Consider the following 19,732-nt stretch of genomic DNA (forward strand, 5'->3'; position numbering starts at 1 on the left):
GGAAGACCTTGGTTTTTTCTATCAAATAAAATAAATCTTTCATCTTTTAAAGTGTATTCTTTGGCAATGTTTAATGAATTTTCATCAGTACTTCCATCATTAACTAAAACAACTTGTAAATTTTTATAAGTTTGATTGATAACACTGTCTAAACATTCTTTTAAATAATCTTGTACATTATATATTGGTATAACTACGCCAACTGTTCTATCATTTTTCATCGTTGTTTTTCCTTAGTGTTAAATCATTTGGGATAATTTATTTTTAAAATATATTTTTTGTTATAATTTTAAAAACTTATTTTATCAAAAAAAAAAAAATGAAAATTCAAATTTAAAAAAGTGAGAAATATGTCAAAACTTTATCTAATGTCTTTAGGTTGTAATAAAAATTTAGTTGATAGCGAGATTATGCTAGGGTGTCTGAGTGCTTATGAATTGTGTTATGATCCAAGTATAGCAGATGTTTTGATTGTCAATACTTGTGGTTTTATAGAAAGTGCTAAAAAAGAAAGTATTAATGCGATTTTAAATTTACACGAGCAAAGAAAAAAAGATTCACTTTTAGTGGTTACAGGCTGTTTGATGCAACGTTATCAAGAAGAATTGATGAAGGAATTACCCGAAGTTGATCTTTTTACTGGCGTGGCTGATTATGAAAGAATCGATGAAATGATACTTAAAAAAACGAATTTATTTTCCTCTTCGACGTATCTGCAAAATGAAAACACAAAAAGAGTAATCACGGGTTCTAATTTTCATGCTTTCATAAAAATTGCAGAAGGGTGTAATCAAAAATGTTCATTTTGTGCTATACCAAGCTTTAAAGGCAAGTTAAAATCAAGAGAAATTTCAAGCATTGTTGCTGAAGTTAGGGATTTGGTGCAAAAAGGTTATAAGGATTTTTCATTTATTGCACAAGATACGAGTTCTTATTTGTTTGACAAAGGCGAAAAAGATGGGCTTATACGTTTAATCGATGAGGTGGAAAAAATAGAGGGTGTAAGAGCAGCTAGAATTTTATATCTTTATCCAACGAGTGCGAGTGAAGCTTTGATCAAACGCATCATAGCTTCTAAAATTTTTGTGAATTATTTTGATATGCCTTTGCAGCATATTAGCGATTCCATGCTTAAAATTATGAAGCGTGGGGCTGGGCAAAAAAAACTTAAAGAAATGCTCACTTTAATGAAAAATGCGCCTGATAGTTTTTTACGCACAGGTTTTATTGTGGGACATCCTGGAGAGAGTGATAGGGATTTTGAAGAGCTTTGTGATTTTGTCCAAAATTTTGGTTTTGATAGAGTGAGTGTTTTTGCTTATTCTAAAGAAGAAGATACGGCAGCTTTTGATATGGAGCAAATTCCTTTTAAAACAATCAATGCTCGTCTTAAAAAAATCGAAAAAATTATTGATAAGGTTTTAGAGGGAAGTTTTGAAAAAGAAGTGGGCAAAAAGCGTTTGGTGGTTTGCACTGGGGAAAGTAGTGAAGGAGCTTTTTTCATCGCAGGAAAAGATTTAAGGTGGGATAGGGAAATTGATGGAGAAATTCTTATCAATGAAAGTGAGTGCGGTGATTTGGAAATGGGACAAATTTATGAGTGTGAGATCACTCAAAGCTTGGATAAAAAATTAATCGCTAAGGCTTTAAGAAAAATCGATGCAGATTAAGTATGAAATTTTAGAATTATTAAAAAAGGGTAAAAATTTACTCGCTTTTTCTTATGGGAGTGATTCAAGTGCACTTTTTTATTTTTTAATGCAAAATGATATTTCATTTGATCTAGCTTTGATTAATTATAAAACTAGGATAAATAGTGATAAAGAAGAAAATGAAGCTAAAAAACTTGCTTTAAAATTTCAAAAACAAATTTTTATAAAAACCGCTCCCAAATTTAAAGGCAATTTTGAAAAAGAAGCTAGGGATTTTCGCTATAATTTTTTCCATCAAATTTGCCTTGAAAATTCTTACGATCATCTTATTTTAGCTCATCATCTTAACGATCAATTTGAATGGTTTTTAATGCAGCTTTCTCGAGGAGCAGGTTTGGCAGAGATTTTAGGAATGAATGAAATTGAAAAGCATGAAAAATATTGCATTATAAGGCCTTTGCTTTGTGTAAGCAAGAATGAAATTTTAAATTTTTTAAAAGAGAATGCAATTTTTTATTTTAATGATGAAAGTAATGATGATGTAAAATACTTTAGAAACTATATAAGAAAAGAATTTTCTAATTCTTTTGTTGAAAAATTTTCTAAAGGTTTGAAAAGAAGTTTTGATTATCTAAGTAAAGATCAGCAAAAAATTTATGATTTTGAAAAAATACAAAATTTTAAAGGGATTTTAGTTTGTCCTAAAGAAGAAAGCATGATCGCAAAAGCATTGAAAATTCAAGGGGTTGTTCCAAGTGCCAAACAAAGAGTGCAAATGCTGAAAAGCGATTGTGTTATCAGTGGAAAAATCGCTATAGCTTATAAGGATGATAAAGCTTTTATTTTTAATTACGAGTTTTGCGAAAAACTTCCAAAAAAATTTAAAGAAGAGTGTAGAAAAGCTAAAATTCCAAGATTATTAAGAGCTTATCTTTATAATCATAATATCGAAATTTCAAGCTTTAAGTTTTAAAATTTTTTGATAGCTTAAATGGGTTAAGAAAATCACAAAAAATACTTGAAAAAAAAGTCCTAAAAAAGGAACCGAAGAAAGGACATAAAAACATAAGGTGCTAAATTTAAACTCAAAAGGAGAAAATTTGGCATTAAAACTTTTAAAATTTTGCTGATCTAAAACCGAACTTGTTACATCTAAGATCAATAATTTATGAAAAAGATAGTAAAAAACAAAATAATAAATAAAAAGATTGACAAAAGGCAAAAATAAAGCTAAGGTACAAAGTATAAAAAATAAGCCAAATTTTATAAATATTTTAAAAATTTCAAAAAATACTCTAAAAGAGCCAACTTCTTCTTCAAGGCTATAATGATAATATTTTCTATTGATTTCTTTAACAATAAAAGGGGTTAGAAAAGAGGTGATAAAAAGGGCAAGAAAAACAGAAGCAAAAACAACAATAAAGCCTGAAAATAAAAAGCTTATCACAGTAAGCAATACTTGAACTACATGAAAAGCATAAAACCAAGCCCAAAAAGAATCCTCGCTAACGCTAAATAAAGAGTGAAAATAATTGGTTAAAAATGAAAAACCAAAGATCCCTAAAATACTCATAAATAAAAGACTACAAACAAGAGGGATAAGAGCGAATTTTAAAAATTTAAGCGAAAAAAAATCTTGTAAAGAGAGTTTTAAAATTTGCATGGGGAAACTTTTTTGTATTCTTCTTCAAGATGATTATAAATTTTTTCATAATCGATTTCTGTTTTTAAAATTTCATTTAAAACTTCATTATCTTCTTTACCATTCCAATTTTTTATATAAGTGCCATTTTTGTAACCATGATCTTGTCTAAAGATGTTAAGAACATTTTTTCCTATGTAAATTTGATAAAGACTATTTAAATTAAGACCGCATTTAATTGCTAGAGTAAAATAAACAGATAATAACTCGCCCAAATCAAAGTCAAAGCCGCTGCATTTATGGATAATAAGCTCAATATCGTTTAAAATGCCATAAATTTCACTTTGATTTTCGCTCGGTTTATTTTCTTCTTTGCAAAAATCTTGAAATACACTTACAGAAGCAATTTCTGTAGCAAAAAGGTGAAAATCTTGTTTTTTATTTTCAAGAAGCAAACTTAAAATAAAATGCCAAATATCTACGATTTCTATACGTACATTTTCCCAATTTGTCGGTTCTGAAATATTTTTCCAATGTTTCCACGCAAAAGAATCGATGAGTTCAGCGCATTCCATATAAATACAACGTCTCCAACTGATCAATTTTCCTTCTTTAGTGTAGCCTTCTTCCCAGCCAATACCGTTGGTTTCATCATTTAATTTTTGCTGGAGTTTAAGCATATTTTCTACAATTTGCACATTTTGCATATTTAGCCCTTTTAAGCGTAAAGATTTAAGCCATCTTTTTCTTTATTTTCTTTATTGTTTTGTTCTTGTTGTTTTTCAAGTTGTTTTTTCATTTGCTCTAAAACTTCATCTAAGAGCTTTTTGCTATCTTCTAGCATAGATGCATTTACGTCTTTATTGTTGGTTTGATTTTGTTTTAATAAGCTATCTAATTTATTGGTTAAATTGCTTGCGATAGCATTTTTGTGATTTTCATCTTTTGGGGTTGGTAAAATATCAGCAATTTGCATAGCGGTTTGAATAAGTTCTTTAGGTTTTAATTCTCCTACTTTTGAATTAGCTAAGAAATTATTTAACATAGGTTCTACATCTTTCATGGCGTTTTTGATTTCATCCATATCATTTTGGGTTAATTTGGAACCTTCAAAAGTAAAGCTAAATCCGTATTGATGTTTTAAGCTTAATTGTTTGCCGTCTTTATCATTATAATTTAAACTTTGATTATCATACATTGAAAGACTTAAATGCTTACCACTTTTAGTGGTATAGTCCATAGAAAAACTTTGATTTTTACTCGCATCAATTTGCATAATCAATCCCTTTTTAATTTTTATTGCCATATTATATCGGCTGATTTTAAATTTTGTTGAGTATAATTTTAATTATGGATGAAAAAATTTTAAATTTTATAAAAAATGAAAAACTTTTATCATGGTCTATGATCGATAATGTGGGAGTTTATACCGCTAGTGCTTTTTATGCTTTTGATGAAAAAAATCTTGCTTTCATAATTGCTTCTCATGAAAATACAAAACACATTCAATTAGCTTTTAAAAATTCTAGCGTTGCTGTAAATATTACCAAAGAAAATAAAATTGCTTTTTTAAAAGGGATTCAAGCTAAAGCCGAATTTAAAAGAGCAAATAAAGAACAAGAGAAAATATATTTTTCTAAATTTTCTTTTGCTAGATTTGATAAAAAAGCTAAAATTTATGCCCTTGATATCATTTGGGTTAAATTAACGGATAATACCTTAGGTCTTGTTAAAAAAATAGAATTTTATAAAAAATCTTTTATTGTTTAACAAAATGAGTTAGTATTATACTTTAAGTAAAAATTGGTGGTATAAAAATAAATGTTAAATGTAATTTATGCACTTTTTTTTAGAGAGCTAAAAACCAGATTTGGAGCTAATAGACATTTGGGCTATCTTTGGGTTGTGGGTGAGCCTATGTCTGTTATTTTAGTGATCACTATAATAGGAACAGTTATTAGGGAGTATCATCATCAAGTTATGCCCGAAGGAATTTCTATTTTTATGTTCTTAATTTCTGGCATTATGCCTTTTTTTATGTTTAGAAGCATAATGACTCAACTCATGAACGGTATAGGAGCTAATTTAGGTTTATTTGCTTATAAACCTGTTAAACCTATACATGTTTTTATTGCAAGGACTTTACTTGAATTTTGTATATATTTTGTAATTTTTGTTTCTGTGCTTTTTGTTGCAGGTTGGTTTTTCGGTCTTAATGTTTTTCCTGTAAATTTACTCGGGGTTTTCTTTTGTATTTTTTTAATAATGATTTTGGCTTTTGCTTTAGGAATGTGTTTTGCTATTATTTGGCATTTTTTTGAACCTTTAAGAACTATATTGGGTTATTTTAGTATAGTATTGTATTGGACTTCAGGAATTTTATTTCCAACTTGGCTTACACCCCATGTTTTACTTGAGGTATTTTCTTATAATCCTTTACTTCATCTCATGGAGCTTTTAAAATATAATTTTTTTGAAAATTATCCTTTAAAAATTGATTATAGTTATTTTTATGCAATATTTTGGATTATATTCCTTCTTTTCATAGGATTTTTTATTTATTATTATAATAGACAAGCTTTAGCGGCAATGAGGAAAGAATGATAAAGCTTTTAAATCTTACTAAATCTTATCCTTTGTTCAGTGGCGGAAGGCATTATGTTTTTAAAGATTTTACCTTTGAGTTTCCTGAAAATTGTAGTATAGGTTTAATGGGTAGAAATGGAGCTGGTAAATCAACTTTGATGAGGCTTCTAAGTGGATCTGAGCTTCCAGATAGAGGTAAAATAATAACTAATAAAAAATTATCTTGGCCTTTGGGTTTAAATGCAGCTTTTCAAGGTTCGCTTACTGCAAGAGATAATGCTAAATTTGTAGCAAGAGTTTATGGATACAAAGGAAAAGATTTGCAAGAAAAGGTAAAATTTGTAGAAGACTTTGCCGAAATAGGAAAATTTTTTGACGAACCGATGAAAACCTATTCTTCTGGAATGAGTGCTAGGATTGCTTTTGGGCTTAGTATGGCTTTTGATTTTGATTATTACTTAATCGATGAAGCAGGTGCTGTGGGCGATCCTTCTTTTAGGGAAAAAAGTGTGAAACTTTATAGGGAGAGACTAAGTCAATCAAAGGTAATTATGGTTTCGCATGATGTTGCCGAAATTAAAGAATGGTGTGATAAAATTATTTTTATGGAGGATGGAAAAGCAACTGTTTATGATGATGTTGACGAGGGAATAGCGGTTTATCAAGGAAAGATTTAATGAAAGAAAAAAAGACGTTTATGAAAAAAATTAAAGATCTAAGTATATTTGATTCTTTTAAAATTGTTTGGTTTTTGATGATTTTTGTGGTGATTTATTATACGGTTATTGCCGCACCTCGTTATGTGAGCACAATGATTTTAGATGTAAAATCAACTAGTGGTAATGGAGCTCAAGCAAATGGGGTATTATCTTTGCTCAATACAGCTGCCGCAACAAGCGAGGATTTAAATTATCTAAGAGGCTATATAGAATCGAGCGATATGTTGAAAATTTTAAATAAAACAATTAAATTAAAAAATCTTTATCAAGAGCAACATGTGGATTTATTTTATAAGATTTGGGATTTTAGTTCATTTGAATCATTTCTTAAATATTATAGAAAAAGAGTTAAAGTATATACTGATGAAAATACTAAGTTGTTAAAAGTTGAGGTGGAAGGCTTTTCTCCTGAGACGGCTCACTTAATTGCACAAACTATTATGAAAGAAAGTGAAAAATTTATTAATGAAGTTTCGCATAAATCAGCAAGGGAGCAAATGGCTTTTGCTGAAGTTGAAGTTCAAAAATATAAGGAACGTTATAAAAAAGCTCAAAATGCTTTAATTGCTTTTCAAAATAAATATGGGGTTTTTGATCCTTTGAAACAAGCAGAAGGTAAAGCTAAATTAGTTAATGAAATGGAAAGCAAGTTAGCCCAAAAAGAAGCTAAGCTTTTAAGCTTGCAAAGTTATATGAATGATGCAGCTCCAGAGATTGTAACTTTAAAGGCAGAAATTGTAGCTTTGAAAAAACAATTATTTAAAGAGAAATCTAAAATTTCAGCTAATAATCCTTCTCAAAAACTAAATGATTTGATTGCTAAGTTTCAGGATTTAACTATAGAGGCAAATTTTGCACAAAAAGCTTACGAGGCAGCTTTAAAGGCTTATGAAACCTCAAGAGTTGAAGCTTTAAGAAAAATTAAACAATTGGTAGTTATACAAACACCAGACATGCCTCAAAGTGCAAAATATCCCGAAAGAGTTTATGATATTTTAACAGCTTTTATGGTTTTATCTTTATTATATGGCATTATTAAATTTGCTAAAATGATTATAGAGGAGCATAAGTATTGATGAAAAAAATTGTTTTATTTTTATTTTCTTTTGTTTTTGCTTTTGGTTCAGTGGATGTTTCTCAAATTGCTGCGGTTGAAAATGAGAATGCTAATTTCATATCAGATAAAAATATAAGTATAAGCAATTCCAAGTTTCAACAAGAAAATACAGTAAAAACGGATGATGATATAATTCCTGTTTTTGGCGCGCATCTCTTTAATGGAAATTTTAAAAATTACACTCAAAGGGTTTATAATCCCGATTATAAGATTGCAGTAGGTGATCAAATCAGTTTAAAAATTTGGGGTGCTGTTGAATTTGAACGTGTACTTGTTGTGGATTCTCAAGGTAATATTTTCATCCCAAAAGTGGGTGCTGTTAATTTATTGGGCGTAAAAAACAGTGCTTTGGTGAGCGTGATTAAGGCCCATGTTAATAGGATTTATAAAAGCAATGTTTTTGTTTATGCTGATATGAATGCTTATCAAAATGTTTCTGTTTTTGTAACAGGAAGTGTAAATTCTCCAGGACTTTATCAAGGATTAAGTTCAGATTCTGTGATACAATATCTTGATAAAGCAGGTGGGATTAATTTAGAATATGGAAGTTTTAGAGATATTGAAATTTTAAGAAACAATCAAGTGGTTAAAAATATAGACTTATATAATTTTTTGCTTAAGGGTCAAATGAATCTTTTTCCTTTTAGAAGCGGAGATGTTATTTTAGTGGGTAATGTGCAAAATTATGCCTTTGTAAGTGGGGATGTGCAAAGACCTTTTCGTTTTGAGCTCTCAAATGATATTAAGACTTTAAGTGATTTAGCGCGTGTAGCAGGAGCAAAACCTATAGTAACCAATGCTGTGGTTAAAAGCTATGGAGAGGATCATAAACTCAATGTCAGCGCTTATAATAAAATGCAATTTTCTAAAGTTTTATTACAAACTGGCGATGAGGTGCAATTTAATCCAGAATATATCTCTAAAAATATCACGATTACTGTAAGTGGTGAACATAGTGGGCTTAAAAATTTGGTGGTTAAAAAAGGGACAACTTTAGAGGATGTTTCAAGACTTATTATGTTTAACGATCAATCTAATGTCAATGCTTTACAGGTTTTTAGAAAATCTGTTGCCAAAACTCAAAAAGAACTCATCAATGCTCAACTCAAAGAACTAGAAACCTTGGCTTTAACAAGCACTTCGGTTACCTCTCAAGGTGCTGCTATTAGAGCTGAACAGGCAAAATTGATTCTTGAATTTATCCAAAGGGCTAAGCAAGTTGAACCTAAGGGGCAAATCGTTATTGATAATCCAAAATCTTATAAATCTGTGATTTTAGAAGATGGGGATGTGATCAATGTTCCAAGTAAAAATAATCTTGTAATCGTTCAAGGTGAAGTCTCTTTACCAGGTGCTTTTGTTTTTGACAAGGGTAAAGATTTGAAATATTATATCAATCTTGCTGGAGGCTATGGAGAAAGAGCTGATACTTCCAAGGTTTTAGTTATACGCAGCAATGGTAAGGCTGAAAAATTTAATGGAAATATCACAATGCATCCAGGCGATTCTATTTTAGTTTTACCTAAAGTTGAAAGCGAGAATTTGCAAATCTTTAGCATGCTAACTCAAATTCTTTATCAAATTGCCGTTGCAACAAATGTTGTCTTAAATCTCTAAAGGTTGTTTTTATGGAAGCGATTGAAATTGCAAAAGAAGTTTTTAAAATAGAAGCTGAGTCTATATCTGATTTAGCTTCTCATTTGAATGAAGAATTTAATCAAGCAATTAAATTCATTTTTCAAGCCAAGGGAAGATGTATAGTTAGCGGTATGGGAAAATCAGGTCATATAGGTGCTAAAATCGCAGCGACTTTGGCAAGTACGGGAACTCCTAGCTTTTTTATCCATCCTGGAGAAGCTTTGCATGGCGATCTTGGTATGATGACTCCAGAAGATGTTTTAATTGCTATTTCAAATTCAGGTGAAACTGAAGAGCTTTTAAAAATTATCCCTGTTATTAAAAGAAGAAAAATTACTCTTATAGCAATGACGGGTAATTTAAATTCTACTCTCGCAAAGCAAGCTGATGTTTGTTTGGATATTTCAGTTAAAAAAGAGGCTTGTCCTCTTAAGCTTGCCCCTATGTCTTCAACAACAGCAACATTAGTAATGGGTGATGCTTTAGCAGCTGTTTTGATGAAAATGAAAAATTTTAAACCTGATGATTTTGCCCTTTTTCACCCAGGTGGAAGCTTAGGACGTAAGCTTTTGACAAAGGTAAAAGATCTTATGGTTTCAAAAAATCTTCCTATCGTGCATCCAAATACTGAATTTAATGATCTTGTCAATGTGATGACAAGCGGAAAACTTGGACTTTGTGTTGTTATAGAAAATGAGAAGTTGGTTGGAATTATTACCGATGGAGATTTACGTCGAGCTTTAAAAATGAGTGATAAGCCAAGATTTGATTTTAAAGCAAAAGAGATTATGAGTGACAATCCAAAAGTTATCGATGCGGATGCTATGGCAAGCGAAGCTGAAGAATTGATGTTAAAACATAAGATTAAAGAAATTGTTGTAGGAAAAGAGGGTAAAGTAGTAGGAATCATCCAGCTTTATGCTATAGGAAATGTGTGATTTAATGAAAAATGTTATAACTTTTGGCACTTTTGATTTATTTCATTACGGTCATTTAAAAATTTTACAAAGAGCTGCTTCTTTGGGAGATAGATTGATTGTTGGTGTTTCGTCTGATTCTTTAAATTTTGCTAAAAAGAGTCGCTATCCTATTTATAGCGAAAAGGAAAGATTGGATATTATAGCTTCTTTAAAATGTGTATCAAATGTTTTTTTAGAAGAATCTTTGGAACTAAAAAAAGATTATATTTTAAAATATAAAGCTGATATTTTAGTTATGGGTGATGATTGGAAAGGGAAATTTGATTGTTTTAATAATATTTGCAAAGTTGTTTACTTTGAAAGGACTCCAAGCATTTCTACAACTGAAATTATCGAAAGAATTAGAGTATGAATTTTAAGGGCATTTTACGCAAAAGTTTTCGCGAAACTAAAAAAAATTCTTTTTTGTTAGTTTTTTTTAATATTTGCTTAATTTATTTAATGCAAAGCAAGAATAGGCATTTTTTGTTTTTTAAATTATGTTATTTTTTAACGAAAATTAATATTAAAATTGTATATTATTATCAGGCAGAATTATATTTTTTTTATGCCGATTACAAACAGGCTTTAAATAGTATCAATATTTTTTTACAGAAAGAAAAATCATTTAATGTAGATGCTTTATTGCTTAAAATACATTTATTACACTTATCTGGTTTTAAGACCGAAGCATGGGATATGATAAAACAGCTTCAGAAAAAATCCCATCGCTTAAAAATTTGGATGCTTATGGGTAAAATGGTAGAAACACAAAAAGAATTAAGCGAAATGGAGAATTTATACTCAATCTATAAAAAAACAAAAATCAACTCAAGTAAAAAAATTGAAATTCAAAAATATATATCTAAGGCTGCCGCTAATATAAATATGTATGAAGTTGCTGAAAATTATCTAAAAGAGGCTACAGAATTATTTAAGATAAATTCTAAAATAAAAAATAAAAAAAAATATTTTTCCAAATCCGATGCGAAAGTTGCATTAGAAGATTTAAGTTTTATTTTTAGATCATTAAATTTAGATTTTTTCTTAGTTAGCGGTACTTTTTTAGGTTGCATTAGAGATAAAAATTTTGTATCAAATGACTACGATATTGATGTTGGAATTTGGGAAAAAGATTATTCTGATAGATTAAAAGAGGCTTTAGAGCATTATGGCGTGTTTCATATACATGATCCAAAATGGAATGGTGGAATTAAACTTAAGCATATTAATGGTATACTTATAGATATTTTTATCCATTATAAAGATGGTGATAAGCACTATCATTTAGGTAGTGCTGTAAAATGGTATAACTCTACTTTCGAGTTAGTTAAATATTGGTTTTTAAATAAAGAATATTTCGGCTTTAAGGATTATGATCTTTATTTAAGCGAAAACTATGGTGATTGGAAAATAAAAAAAAAGGATTTTGATAATATCTTGGATACTCCTAATGCAGTAATTCATAATAAAGAAGAATACAGATTGCATCTTTACAGGTTATCATTTAAAAAAGATATTAAAATTTATTAAATTATAATACTATTAAAGGAAAAATATGAATTATGTATCTTGGTTATATTTTTTGGTTGCCATGTTGTATTATAGAAAAAAAAACTATAAACAATCTAAAAAATATTTTATTAAGGCATCTAAGTTAAATAATCCCAAAATTTACTTTAAAACAGGGATGTGTCATTTTCATTTAAAAGAATGGAATGAGGCAAAATTTTTTTTAGAAAAAGCATGTTCATTAAAAGAAAATTCTAACTGGAGAAGACAATTAAAACAAGTTTACAATCATTTAAAATTCGGTTTTTTTGTAGAGCAAAAATTATGGTGGAAGGAAATTGATAAATTAAAACAGGAAATAGCAGAAGGGAATAAGAATAATTTTATTATTTTAAGAGATTTAGCTATTGCTTGCGAAGAGATGAAAAGATATAAAGAAGCAACAGATTATTATGCAAAAGCACTTTTAATTCAAGAACAACAAAAAATTATTATTGAGTCTATATGGTATTATAGATTAGGTTTTTGCTATGAAAAATCAGGAATGATGAAAGAATCAATTCAGGCCTATGAAAAAGCTATTTTTATTGACACAGAGTTAAAATCTGATATTTTTGGCATTGGTATTTTCCATGAGAAAATGGGTTATTGGCATGAGGCTAATAAAGCTTATTTAAAAAAACTTCATAGTTGCGATGAATTATTTCGAGATAAAATATTTTTTAAGATCGCTTTTAGTTTTGAAATGCTTTACGATTGGCATAATGCCGAAAAATATTATCTAGAAGCGTTAAATAATAACTATCATCATTCGGAATATCATTATAGATTAGGAATTGTTCTAGAAAGAAAAGGTTGTTTTAAGGAGGCTCTTGCTTTTTACAAAGAAGCTGTTGCTAGGGATCTTTATTGTAGAGCAGAGTATTATTATAAATTAGCTCATTGTTTATCTATATTGCAATGCTATAAAGAAGCTACTGAAGTTTTTATGCAAATAAATAGAATCCAAAATAATATTTTTGATCAAAATTTAAATTTTATGAAAAATGAATTTTATAGACAAAGAGCCATCTATTTAGATTTTTATGACAATGAAGATATTTTAGAGAATGTAATTTTGTATCAGACTCATACGGCTCAATTTGTATCTTGCAATCCATATGCTATTTTTTCTTATATTTTAAATGATCCTAGATTTAATCATTTTACTCATATTTGGGTTTTGGATGATTTAGAACATATCCCTTTTAAACTCAGAAAAAATACTAACATTATTTTTGTAAAATGTTTTTCTAAACTTTATTTTAAATATTTAGCAAGTGCAAAATATTTAATAAATTCTGGTTCCTTTTGTAGATTTTTTATAAGGAAACCGGAACAAAAATATTTAGCAACTTGGCATGGTACTCCTTGGAAGCATTTGGGAAAAGATATAAAACGTGGCTTTATGGAATTTGAGATCACTCAAAAAGATTTTTTACAATCAACGCATATTATATCACCAAACAGTCATACAAGTCATGTCTTATTGGAAAAACATGATATTTCCAATATTTATCAAGGATTTGTACTTGAAAGTGGTTATCCTAGAATAGACACTACTTTGAATTTGGATAACGATCGAAAGAGAGAGATACGAAAGAGATTAAAAATTAATGATCAAGTAAAAACTGTTTTATATGCTCCAACATATAGAAATTCTTTTGAAAAGGCAGAATTGGATTTTGAGAAACTTCTTGAGGATATAAATTTATTTAAAAAATCTGGATATAATATTTTATTTAGGGGACATTATAATTTAGAAAAAAAACTAGAAGAGCAAGAAATATTAAGTGTTCCAAGAGATATTGATACAAATGAGCTGCTTTCAATTGTTGATATATTAATTTCTGATTATTCTTCAATTATATTTGATTTCATGATTTTAAATAGACCAATTATTTATTATGTATATGATTATGAAGAATATAAAAATCAACATGGTTTATATTTTGATATTGAGATGTTAACTTCTAGTTTTTGCAAAACCTCTTTCGAAGTTTTAGAAATTTTAAAAGATCCTATAGCTCTTCAAAAGTGTTACACATCTGAAAAAATTAAAAATATGTTTTTAACAAATGAAGATGGATTGGCAAGCAAGAGAGTAGTCGAATTTTTCTTTTTTGATCAGTTTAATTATAATCAATTATATAAAAATTATAATGGTAAAATAAATTTATTGATTTATCCGGGCGGCTTAGGCAATAATGGCATGAGTGTTTCTTTTGTAAATTTTTTAAATTATTTAGATTTAAATTTATATAATATTCATCTTGCTGTTGATTCATGGCAAATTAGGAAAAGTGCAACATGCATGAAATATATTAATCAAATAAGAGATAAGGTTTATATCTTAGGAAATCCTAATATTTTAAGTCAAACCCAAGAAGAAAATTGGCTACTTAGTAATCCTGTTTATAAAAACAAGAGAGCTAATAAAGAACAAGAGTTGGTTTTTTCAAAAATTTTTGAACGCGATTTTAAATGTTTATATGGAGATTCTAAATTTGATTGTTTAATTAGTTTTGATGGTTATGGAGAGCTTTGGGTTTATAGATTTGCTTATGCAAAAATTCAAGCTAAAAAAATCATTTATCTTCATAATGACATGAAAGGGGAATTTGATGTAAGATTTCCATATCTTGAAAAAATTTTTAATGTTTATAAATATTTTGATCATATACTTTCTGTGTCAAAAGAATTAAATGAATTAAATAAAAACAATTTGTCAGATATTTATAAAATCGATCATAATAGCTTTGATTATATGAATAATATTATAGATTATAAAAATATATTATTTAAAAGTGGTTTTTCATTGGAACACAAAGAAGATGAAAAAATTTTTAACAAAAATGATAAAATTTTTATAAATATTGCTAGACTTTCTCCGGAAAAAAACCAAAAGGCTCTTATAGAGGCTTTTAGAAAAGTAAATAATGAAATTAAAAATATTAAATTGATTATTTTGGGAGATGGGCCTTTAAAAGAAGATTTGCACTTATATCTTTTAAAAAATAAAATTAAAAATGTATATCTTCTAGGTAATAAAAATAACCCTTATCCTTATCTGCAAAGATCAGACTGTTTTATATTAAGTTCTTTGCATGAGGGACAACCTATGGTTCTTCTCGAAGCATTGGTGTTAAAAAAGCCTATTATAGCAACAAATATTACTGGAAACAAATCAGTTTTAAATTCTAGAGGTGGATTATTAGCTGATATAAGTGTTGATGGTTTATCGAAAGCTATAAGACAGTATTTAAAAGATCCTATAAAGCATTATAATTTTGATTATGTTTATTACAATAAGACTATTTTGGAAAAATTTAATTATCTTTTTGGAATTACTGTAAATGAATATAATGATGATAAGCATATACAATCTCCATGTATTGTTATGGCAAAACCTGATGGATTTGGAATGAGGTTGTTTGCATTGATGGCTGGTCTTGTATTATCTAAAAAAACTGGTCTTCCTTTTTATTTTAAATGGGGTTTTGTAGAAGATGTTATAGCAAATACTCACGAGATGTTTAATTCTGCAAAGCATATTCCTTTTGCCTTGGGCAAAGCAGAGGATATATTTGATTATCATTTTATTCAGAGATATTATATAGATTCAAAAGATATAGCAACAAATCACGGATTTGGAATATTTCAAAAAAGAAGAACTTTTGAAGATATAAAAAACGGTCCTTTTGAGCAGCATTGGGGTTGGTATGCTCCTGGGATAGAAGGAGGTGTATTAAGTAATTGGATAGAGGGATATCAAGAAGAAGAATGTTATAAAGACTTTGCTACAATTTATAAACAAATTGGCTTCTCAAAAAAATATCAAAATATAATTAAAGCCGCCAATGAAACTGCTGATAGCATAGGGGATTTTGTTGCTATACATATTAGAGGTGCTGATATTGTTTATTCTTCAACCTATAAAAAATCTTCTTTATATGGATTTGTAGGAGATAAATATTTTCCTTATGAAATTGCATTAGAAATTATAAAAAAAGAAAATAAAAATACTAAAATTATAATTTTCAGCCAAGATCCTAGTGCTGATAAGATTTTGATCAAGGCTTTTAAAAATCCTACACAACTTATATTAGCTGAAGCATTTGCCTCTAGGTTTGAGGATATTACCGAAAGAGCTTTTTTTGAAATGAATTTGCTTTCTAGGGCTTCTTTAATTTATACTCCAGGAATTTCATTGCAAAAGTCAGCATTTTCTCAATGTCCATCTTTTTTTTCCGGTTGCAAAAAAGATATTTCATTTCATAAGATTTTTTCCGAAGAGCAACAATATGATATTATGCAAAAAAATATTAATTTGATATCTTTAAATTCTATGTACAAATCAATGGCTTTTTTTAGGTTATATCAATTATCTTTAACATTAAAAAAAGATTTTAAAATATCCTTAAGATTTATAGAATCAGCCATAAAGGAGGATCCTGATAATGCAGCTTGGATAATTCATTGGATTCATTTGAATTTGCAATATAAAAATTATGATGTTGTTGAAAATTATTTAAATAAAAATTTAAATCATATCAGATATGAGTTATCAAAAACTTTTTCTATGTTTAGGGGGAAAATTTACAAAAAGATACGTTTTGACATGGTTCAAAAGAGTAAATTATATAAGAAGTATCCTAATATCCAATATTTTATTAAAAATATTGTTGATATTTCATAAAATTTAGGAGATATAAATATGAAAAGATTGGCGGTGCATTTATTTGGAGCTTTAAGGACTTATGAACAAACTTATAGAAATTTTTTCAGTTGTATTATAGATCCAAATAAACAAGATGGCTGGGAAATTGATATATTTTTGCATACTTGGGATCAATTTGATACAGGCAGTGCACATTCTCATTTGTCTTATCCTGGTTTGACAGGCGTGGAAATAGGTATTCACGATAAGGAAAATATTATAGGAATTTATCAGCCTAAAAAATATATTATTGAGTCTCCAAAATCAGAAAATGGATTATCTGGTATGTATCTATCTTTGGAAAAAGTGAATCGGTTAAAATTAGAATATGGAAAGGAATATAATATAAAATATAATTATCATTTATATACTAGACCAGACATTATGTTTTTTAAGCCTTTTAGAATAGATGAATATATTAAAGTATATAATCCTATTAGAAACCCTAAAAATGGTTGGGAAGGAGTATTTAGAGAGTATCCTTTGCCTCCTAAAACAAATTTTTGTTCTTCAAATGCTTTTAGATTTGAATTATTGGACTCTAGAATGCCTAATGAGGGAGATTTGATATGGTTTAGTAATTTTGATTCTGTAAAGCATCCGCATAGAGCTTACTTAGAAGATAAAGAAATATACAATATTTTTATTAAATATAGATGGGAGTATGAATTTAGACCTTGGAGGTCTGGAATGAGACAAATTGAGCAATATCAGTTTATCGATATAAAAAAATCTGATTTAGATGATTTGCATAAAAAAATTTCAAAATTGAATCAAGAAAAATTATTTTTGGAAGAAAATTTAAATTCAATTCCTTTAAAAAAACAAAATATGGAAATAATTTGTTTGGAACAAGATGTAGAAATTAAAAAATTAAAGCTTTATCAGTTGCAAAGAAAAATAGAGAAGAATAAATTAATGCAATCTAAAGACTATATTATTAATTCAAATTCCGCTAAATTCGTTATTTATAATCATTTATCTTATAAAATAGGAAAGGTGTTAATAAAATATAATTCTATTTTGGGCTATATTAAATTGCCATTTATTTTAGCGGCTATTGTTATGGCTCATAAAATTCTTAAGTTTGAATATAATAAGAAAGATTTCAAAACTTATATCGATTACAAAGAGGCAATCAAAGAGAAAAATAGTTTTACATATAGACTTGGAGAATCTTTTTTGAAGGCTTGTAAAGCTTGGTATAAAGGTGGATTGATCACATTTTTATTTAAAATTAATAAACTCAAGAAAGATGTTTGATGCAGCAAAAAATTATAAACGCTTTTGCAGAATGGAATTTTGATTTGGTTAAAAAACTTTATAAAAATATTTTAAATGAAAATTTTATAAAAGAGTATATATTTTTTTTATATCAAATTGGAGATGTTGAAGAATTAATTTTATTATTCCAAGATTTTAATGACAAGCCATTATGGTGGGATGATGCTTTTTTGGGAAATTTTAATGAATTTTGTATTTTTTTGAAAAAAATTCATCAATTAACAGACGAAGAAATACTTATCTATATAAAAAACCAAGAAAAACATATGTTTTTATGTATTAATTATATTATTTCTAAACATATAATCAATTTTGATTTAAATAAGAATTTAATCTTTTCTTTAATTCCATATATGTTTAAAACTAATTTAATTATTTTTAAATCATTTTTTATTAAAACGAGTATAGATTATTTTATTTGCTTTGATAAAAGCTTTTTTTGTAATAATTCAAGAAATATATTAACCATACTTCAAGAAGGTTTTCATACCCAAATGAATTATGGAGCTAGAAATTATTATGAAAAATTTTTAATAAATTATAATTTAAATGTTTTTAATATCAATGCTTTAAACTCTTCAAAAAAAATTGCTTTATGCATTGGTGGAGCAATGCGTGGAAAAGAATGGGATGAAAATTTAAAAAAAGTTATATCAAGTTTTCATTTTAATGTAGATGTTTTTTTATTTACATGGGATTCTGAATTTTTATGGCCAGGATTAAATGGTTCAGGGGGGCATTGGGCTAAAAGATTACTTAGTAGTGATTTTTTGAAAATGGTTCCAAAGGAGATAATGCATAAAGATAATTTAAAAAAATATTTTCCAAATACTTTTTCAAAATTAAATCAAGAATATTACATCCCTTTAGATGTTAAAAAAATATATAGAATTCAAAATATAAAAAAGGTTGTGATAAAAAATCAAGAAACATTTCTTAGTAGTTATGCCATAGATAGCGATAATCTTTTTTCCAATGTTTCTAAAATTTGGTATGCTAATTATGAGCTATTAAAGATGATTTATAAACATGAGATAGAAAACAATTTTCAATATGATTTTATTATTAAAGTTAGACCCGATTTAGAATATAATATTAAATTTTCATTAGAAGATCTTGAAAAAATGTATGTTAATGATATTATGATAAAACACCATGAAGGTTTATATGGTGGATTAAATGATAATTTTGCTGCAGGTAAAAGAAGTGCGATGGAAATTTACCTATCTCTATGGAAATACGGTTTCCTAAATAAACAAATAAATTTTTTTAAAGATTTTCCTTGTTTTTCTTCTGCTCATGATATACTGCAACAATTTTGTTCTTTGATGAAGTTAAATTGTATATGTTTAAAAGGAAATACAATAAAAAATTTCTATCCTATAGAGTTTTTTCCTCCAAATTTCAACAAAGAGTTAAAAATGGATTGTAAAAATAATAATTTTTTAAATAAATCTATCTTATTTGATTCTTGTGCTTTTTTAAAAAAATATGAAGAATACGCAAAAAAAGGATTATTGTATCATTTAAATGATAGATTTTATAATCATTTATCTTATAAGCTAGGAAGTATTATAGTTGAAAATCACAATACTTTCATGGGCTGTATAAAAATACCTTTTATCATTTTGTTTGCTATTTTAGAGCATAAAAAAAATGATAAAAATATTTTAGGTTATACTAGTACTCGCTCTAGAATAATTAAAAAAAGTTTAAGATATAAAATTGGATATGAAATTGTTAAAGCTCATAAAAACTGGTATAAAGGCGGATATATTAAATTGATTTTTGATATTATAAAACTTAAAAAAGAATTTAAAAAAATAGAAAAATAAAAATTTCGTAGACCAACTAAGGAAAGTTT

Annotated in this window: 17 protein-coding genes; 13 read left to right on the forward strand and 4 right to left on the reverse strand. The window is 27.6% G+C overall.

What is annotated here, in order from left to right:
- On the reverse strand, positions 1-221 hold a 221-nt coding region (locus H2277_RS07695), incomplete at its 3' end, for a glycosyltransferase family 2 protein (RefSeq protein WP_337201750.1).
- A 129-nt stretch (positions 222-350) separates the two neighbouring features.
- Here H2277_RS07695 and rimO point away from each other — a divergent pair.
- Positions 351-1,670, forward strand: a complete 1,320-nt coding sequence (rimO, locus tag H2277_RS07700; protein WP_337201751.1) for a 30S ribosomal protein S12 methylthiotransferase RimO — start codon at positions 351-353, stop codon at positions 1,668-1,670.
- Complete coding sequence (gene tilS / locus H2277_RS07705) at positions 1,660-2,625, forward strand: tRNA lysidine(34) synthetase TilS (RefSeq protein ID WP_337201752.1); 966 nt, start codon at positions 1,660-1,662, stop codon at positions 2,623-2,625. Before rimO ends, tilS begins: the two co-directional genes overlap by 11 nt.
- On the opposite strand, the gene H2277_RS07710 is transcribed toward tilS, so the two are convergent.
- Genes H2277_RS07710 through ciaI form a run of 3 tightly spaced genes read right to left on the reverse strand, consistent with a single transcriptional unit; the run spans position 2,608 to position 4,570 of the window.
- On the reverse strand, positions 2,608-3,315 hold the full coding sequence (locus tag H2277_RS07710; RefSeq protein ID WP_337201753.1) for an EI24 domain-containing protein: 708 nt from the start codon (positions 3,313-3,315) through the stop codon (positions 2,608-2,610). The two genes, tilS and H2277_RS07710, sit on opposite strands and share 18 nt — an antisense overlap.
- Positions 3,303-4,001, reverse strand: coding sequence for a dUTP diphosphatase (locus tag H2277_RS07715; protein WP_337196077.1), 699 nt, complete (start codon positions 3,999-4,001; stop codon positions 3,303-3,305). The genes H2277_RS07710 and H2277_RS07715 overlap by 13 nt, the downstream gene beginning before the upstream one ends.
- Positions 4,002-4,012: 11 nt before the next feature.
- Positions 4,013-4,570 carry an intracellular survival protein CiaI gene (gene ciaI / locus H2277_RS07720; RefSeq protein ID WP_337201754.1) on the reverse strand — a complete coding sequence of 186 codons (558 nt, stop codon included), beginning with the start codon at positions 4,568-4,570 and terminating at the stop codon, positions 4,013-4,015.
- Between the two features lie 74 nt (positions 4,571-4,644).
- On the opposite strand from ciaI, the gene H2277_RS07725 reads away from it, so the two are divergent.
- The 11 genes from H2277_RS07725 (at position 4,645) to H2277_RS07775 (ending at position 19,703) form a co-directional block, all read left to right on the forward strand.
- Complete coding sequence (locus H2277_RS07725) at positions 4,645-5,064, forward strand: hypothetical protein (protein ID WP_337201755.1); 420 nt, start codon at positions 4,645-4,647, stop codon at positions 5,062-5,064.
- Between the two features lie 51 nt (positions 5,065-5,115).
- Complete coding sequence (locus tag H2277_RS07730; RefSeq protein WP_337201756.1) at positions 5,116-5,898, forward strand: ABC transporter permease; 783 nt, start codon at positions 5,116-5,118, stop codon at positions 5,896-5,898.
- Complete coding sequence (locus tag H2277_RS07735) at positions 5,895-6,557, forward strand: ABC transporter ATP-binding protein (protein WP_337201757.1); 663 nt, start codon at positions 5,895-5,897, stop codon at positions 6,555-6,557. Before H2277_RS07730 ends, H2277_RS07735 begins: the two co-directional genes overlap by 4 nt.
- A complete protein-coding gene (locus H2277_RS07740; protein ID WP_337201758.1) occupies positions 6,557-7,675 on the forward strand; it encodes a capsule biosynthesis protein in 1,119 nt (372 codons plus the stop codon). Before H2277_RS07735 ends, H2277_RS07740 begins: the two co-directional genes overlap by 1 nt.
- Positions 7,675-9,333 carry an SLBB domain-containing protein gene (locus H2277_RS07745; protein ID WP_337201759.1) on the forward strand — a complete coding sequence of 553 codons (1,659 nt, stop codon included), beginning with the start codon at positions 7,675-7,677 and terminating at the stop codon, positions 9,331-9,333. The genes H2277_RS07740 and H2277_RS07745 overlap by 1 nt, the downstream gene beginning before the upstream one ends.
- 11 nt (positions 9,334-9,344) lie before the next feature.
- Positions 9,345-10,292 carry a KpsF/GutQ family sugar-phosphate isomerase gene (locus H2277_RS07750; protein ID WP_337201761.1) on the forward strand — a complete coding sequence of 316 codons (948 nt, stop codon included), beginning with the start codon at positions 9,345-9,347 and terminating at the stop codon, positions 10,290-10,292.
- Positions 10,293-10,296: 4 nt separating this feature from the next.
- Positions 10,297-10,686, forward strand: coding sequence for an adenylyltransferase/cytidyltransferase family protein (locus tag H2277_RS07755; protein ID WP_337201762.1), 390 nt, complete (start codon positions 10,297-10,299; stop codon positions 10,684-10,686).
- A 326-nt stretch (positions 10,687-11,012) separates the two neighbouring features.
- Positions 11,013-11,846, forward strand: coding sequence for a LicD family protein (locus H2277_RS07760; RefSeq protein ID WP_337201763.1), 834 nt, complete (start codon positions 11,013-11,015; stop codon positions 11,844-11,846).
- A 25-nt stretch (positions 11,847-11,871) separates the two neighbouring features.
- Positions 11,872-16,563 (forward strand): CDP-glycerol glycerophosphotransferase family protein, encoded by a 4,692-nt coding sequence (locus H2277_RS07765; RefSeq protein ID WP_337201765.1) that lies wholly within the window; start codon positions 11,872-11,874, stop codon positions 16,561-16,563.
- 18 nt (positions 16,564-16,581) lie between these two features.
- Positions 16,582-17,847: a hypothetical protein gene (locus H2277_RS07770; protein ID WP_337201766.1), complete on the forward strand. Its 1,266-nt coding sequence runs from the start codon at positions 16,582-16,584 to the stop codon at positions 17,845-17,847.
- Entirely contained in the window at positions 17,847-19,703 is a 1,857-nt protein-coding gene (locus H2277_RS07775) for a hypothetical protein (protein WP_337201767.1), read from the forward strand. Before H2277_RS07770 ends, H2277_RS07775 begins: the two co-directional genes overlap by 1 nt.
- The last annotated feature ends 29 nt before the right edge of the window (positions 19,704-19,732 follow it).

It is taken from the genome of Campylobacter sp. W0014 (assembly GCF_020135975.1).
GTDB lineage: Bacteria > Campylobacterota > Campylobacteria > Campylobacterales > Campylobacteraceae > Campylobacter_D.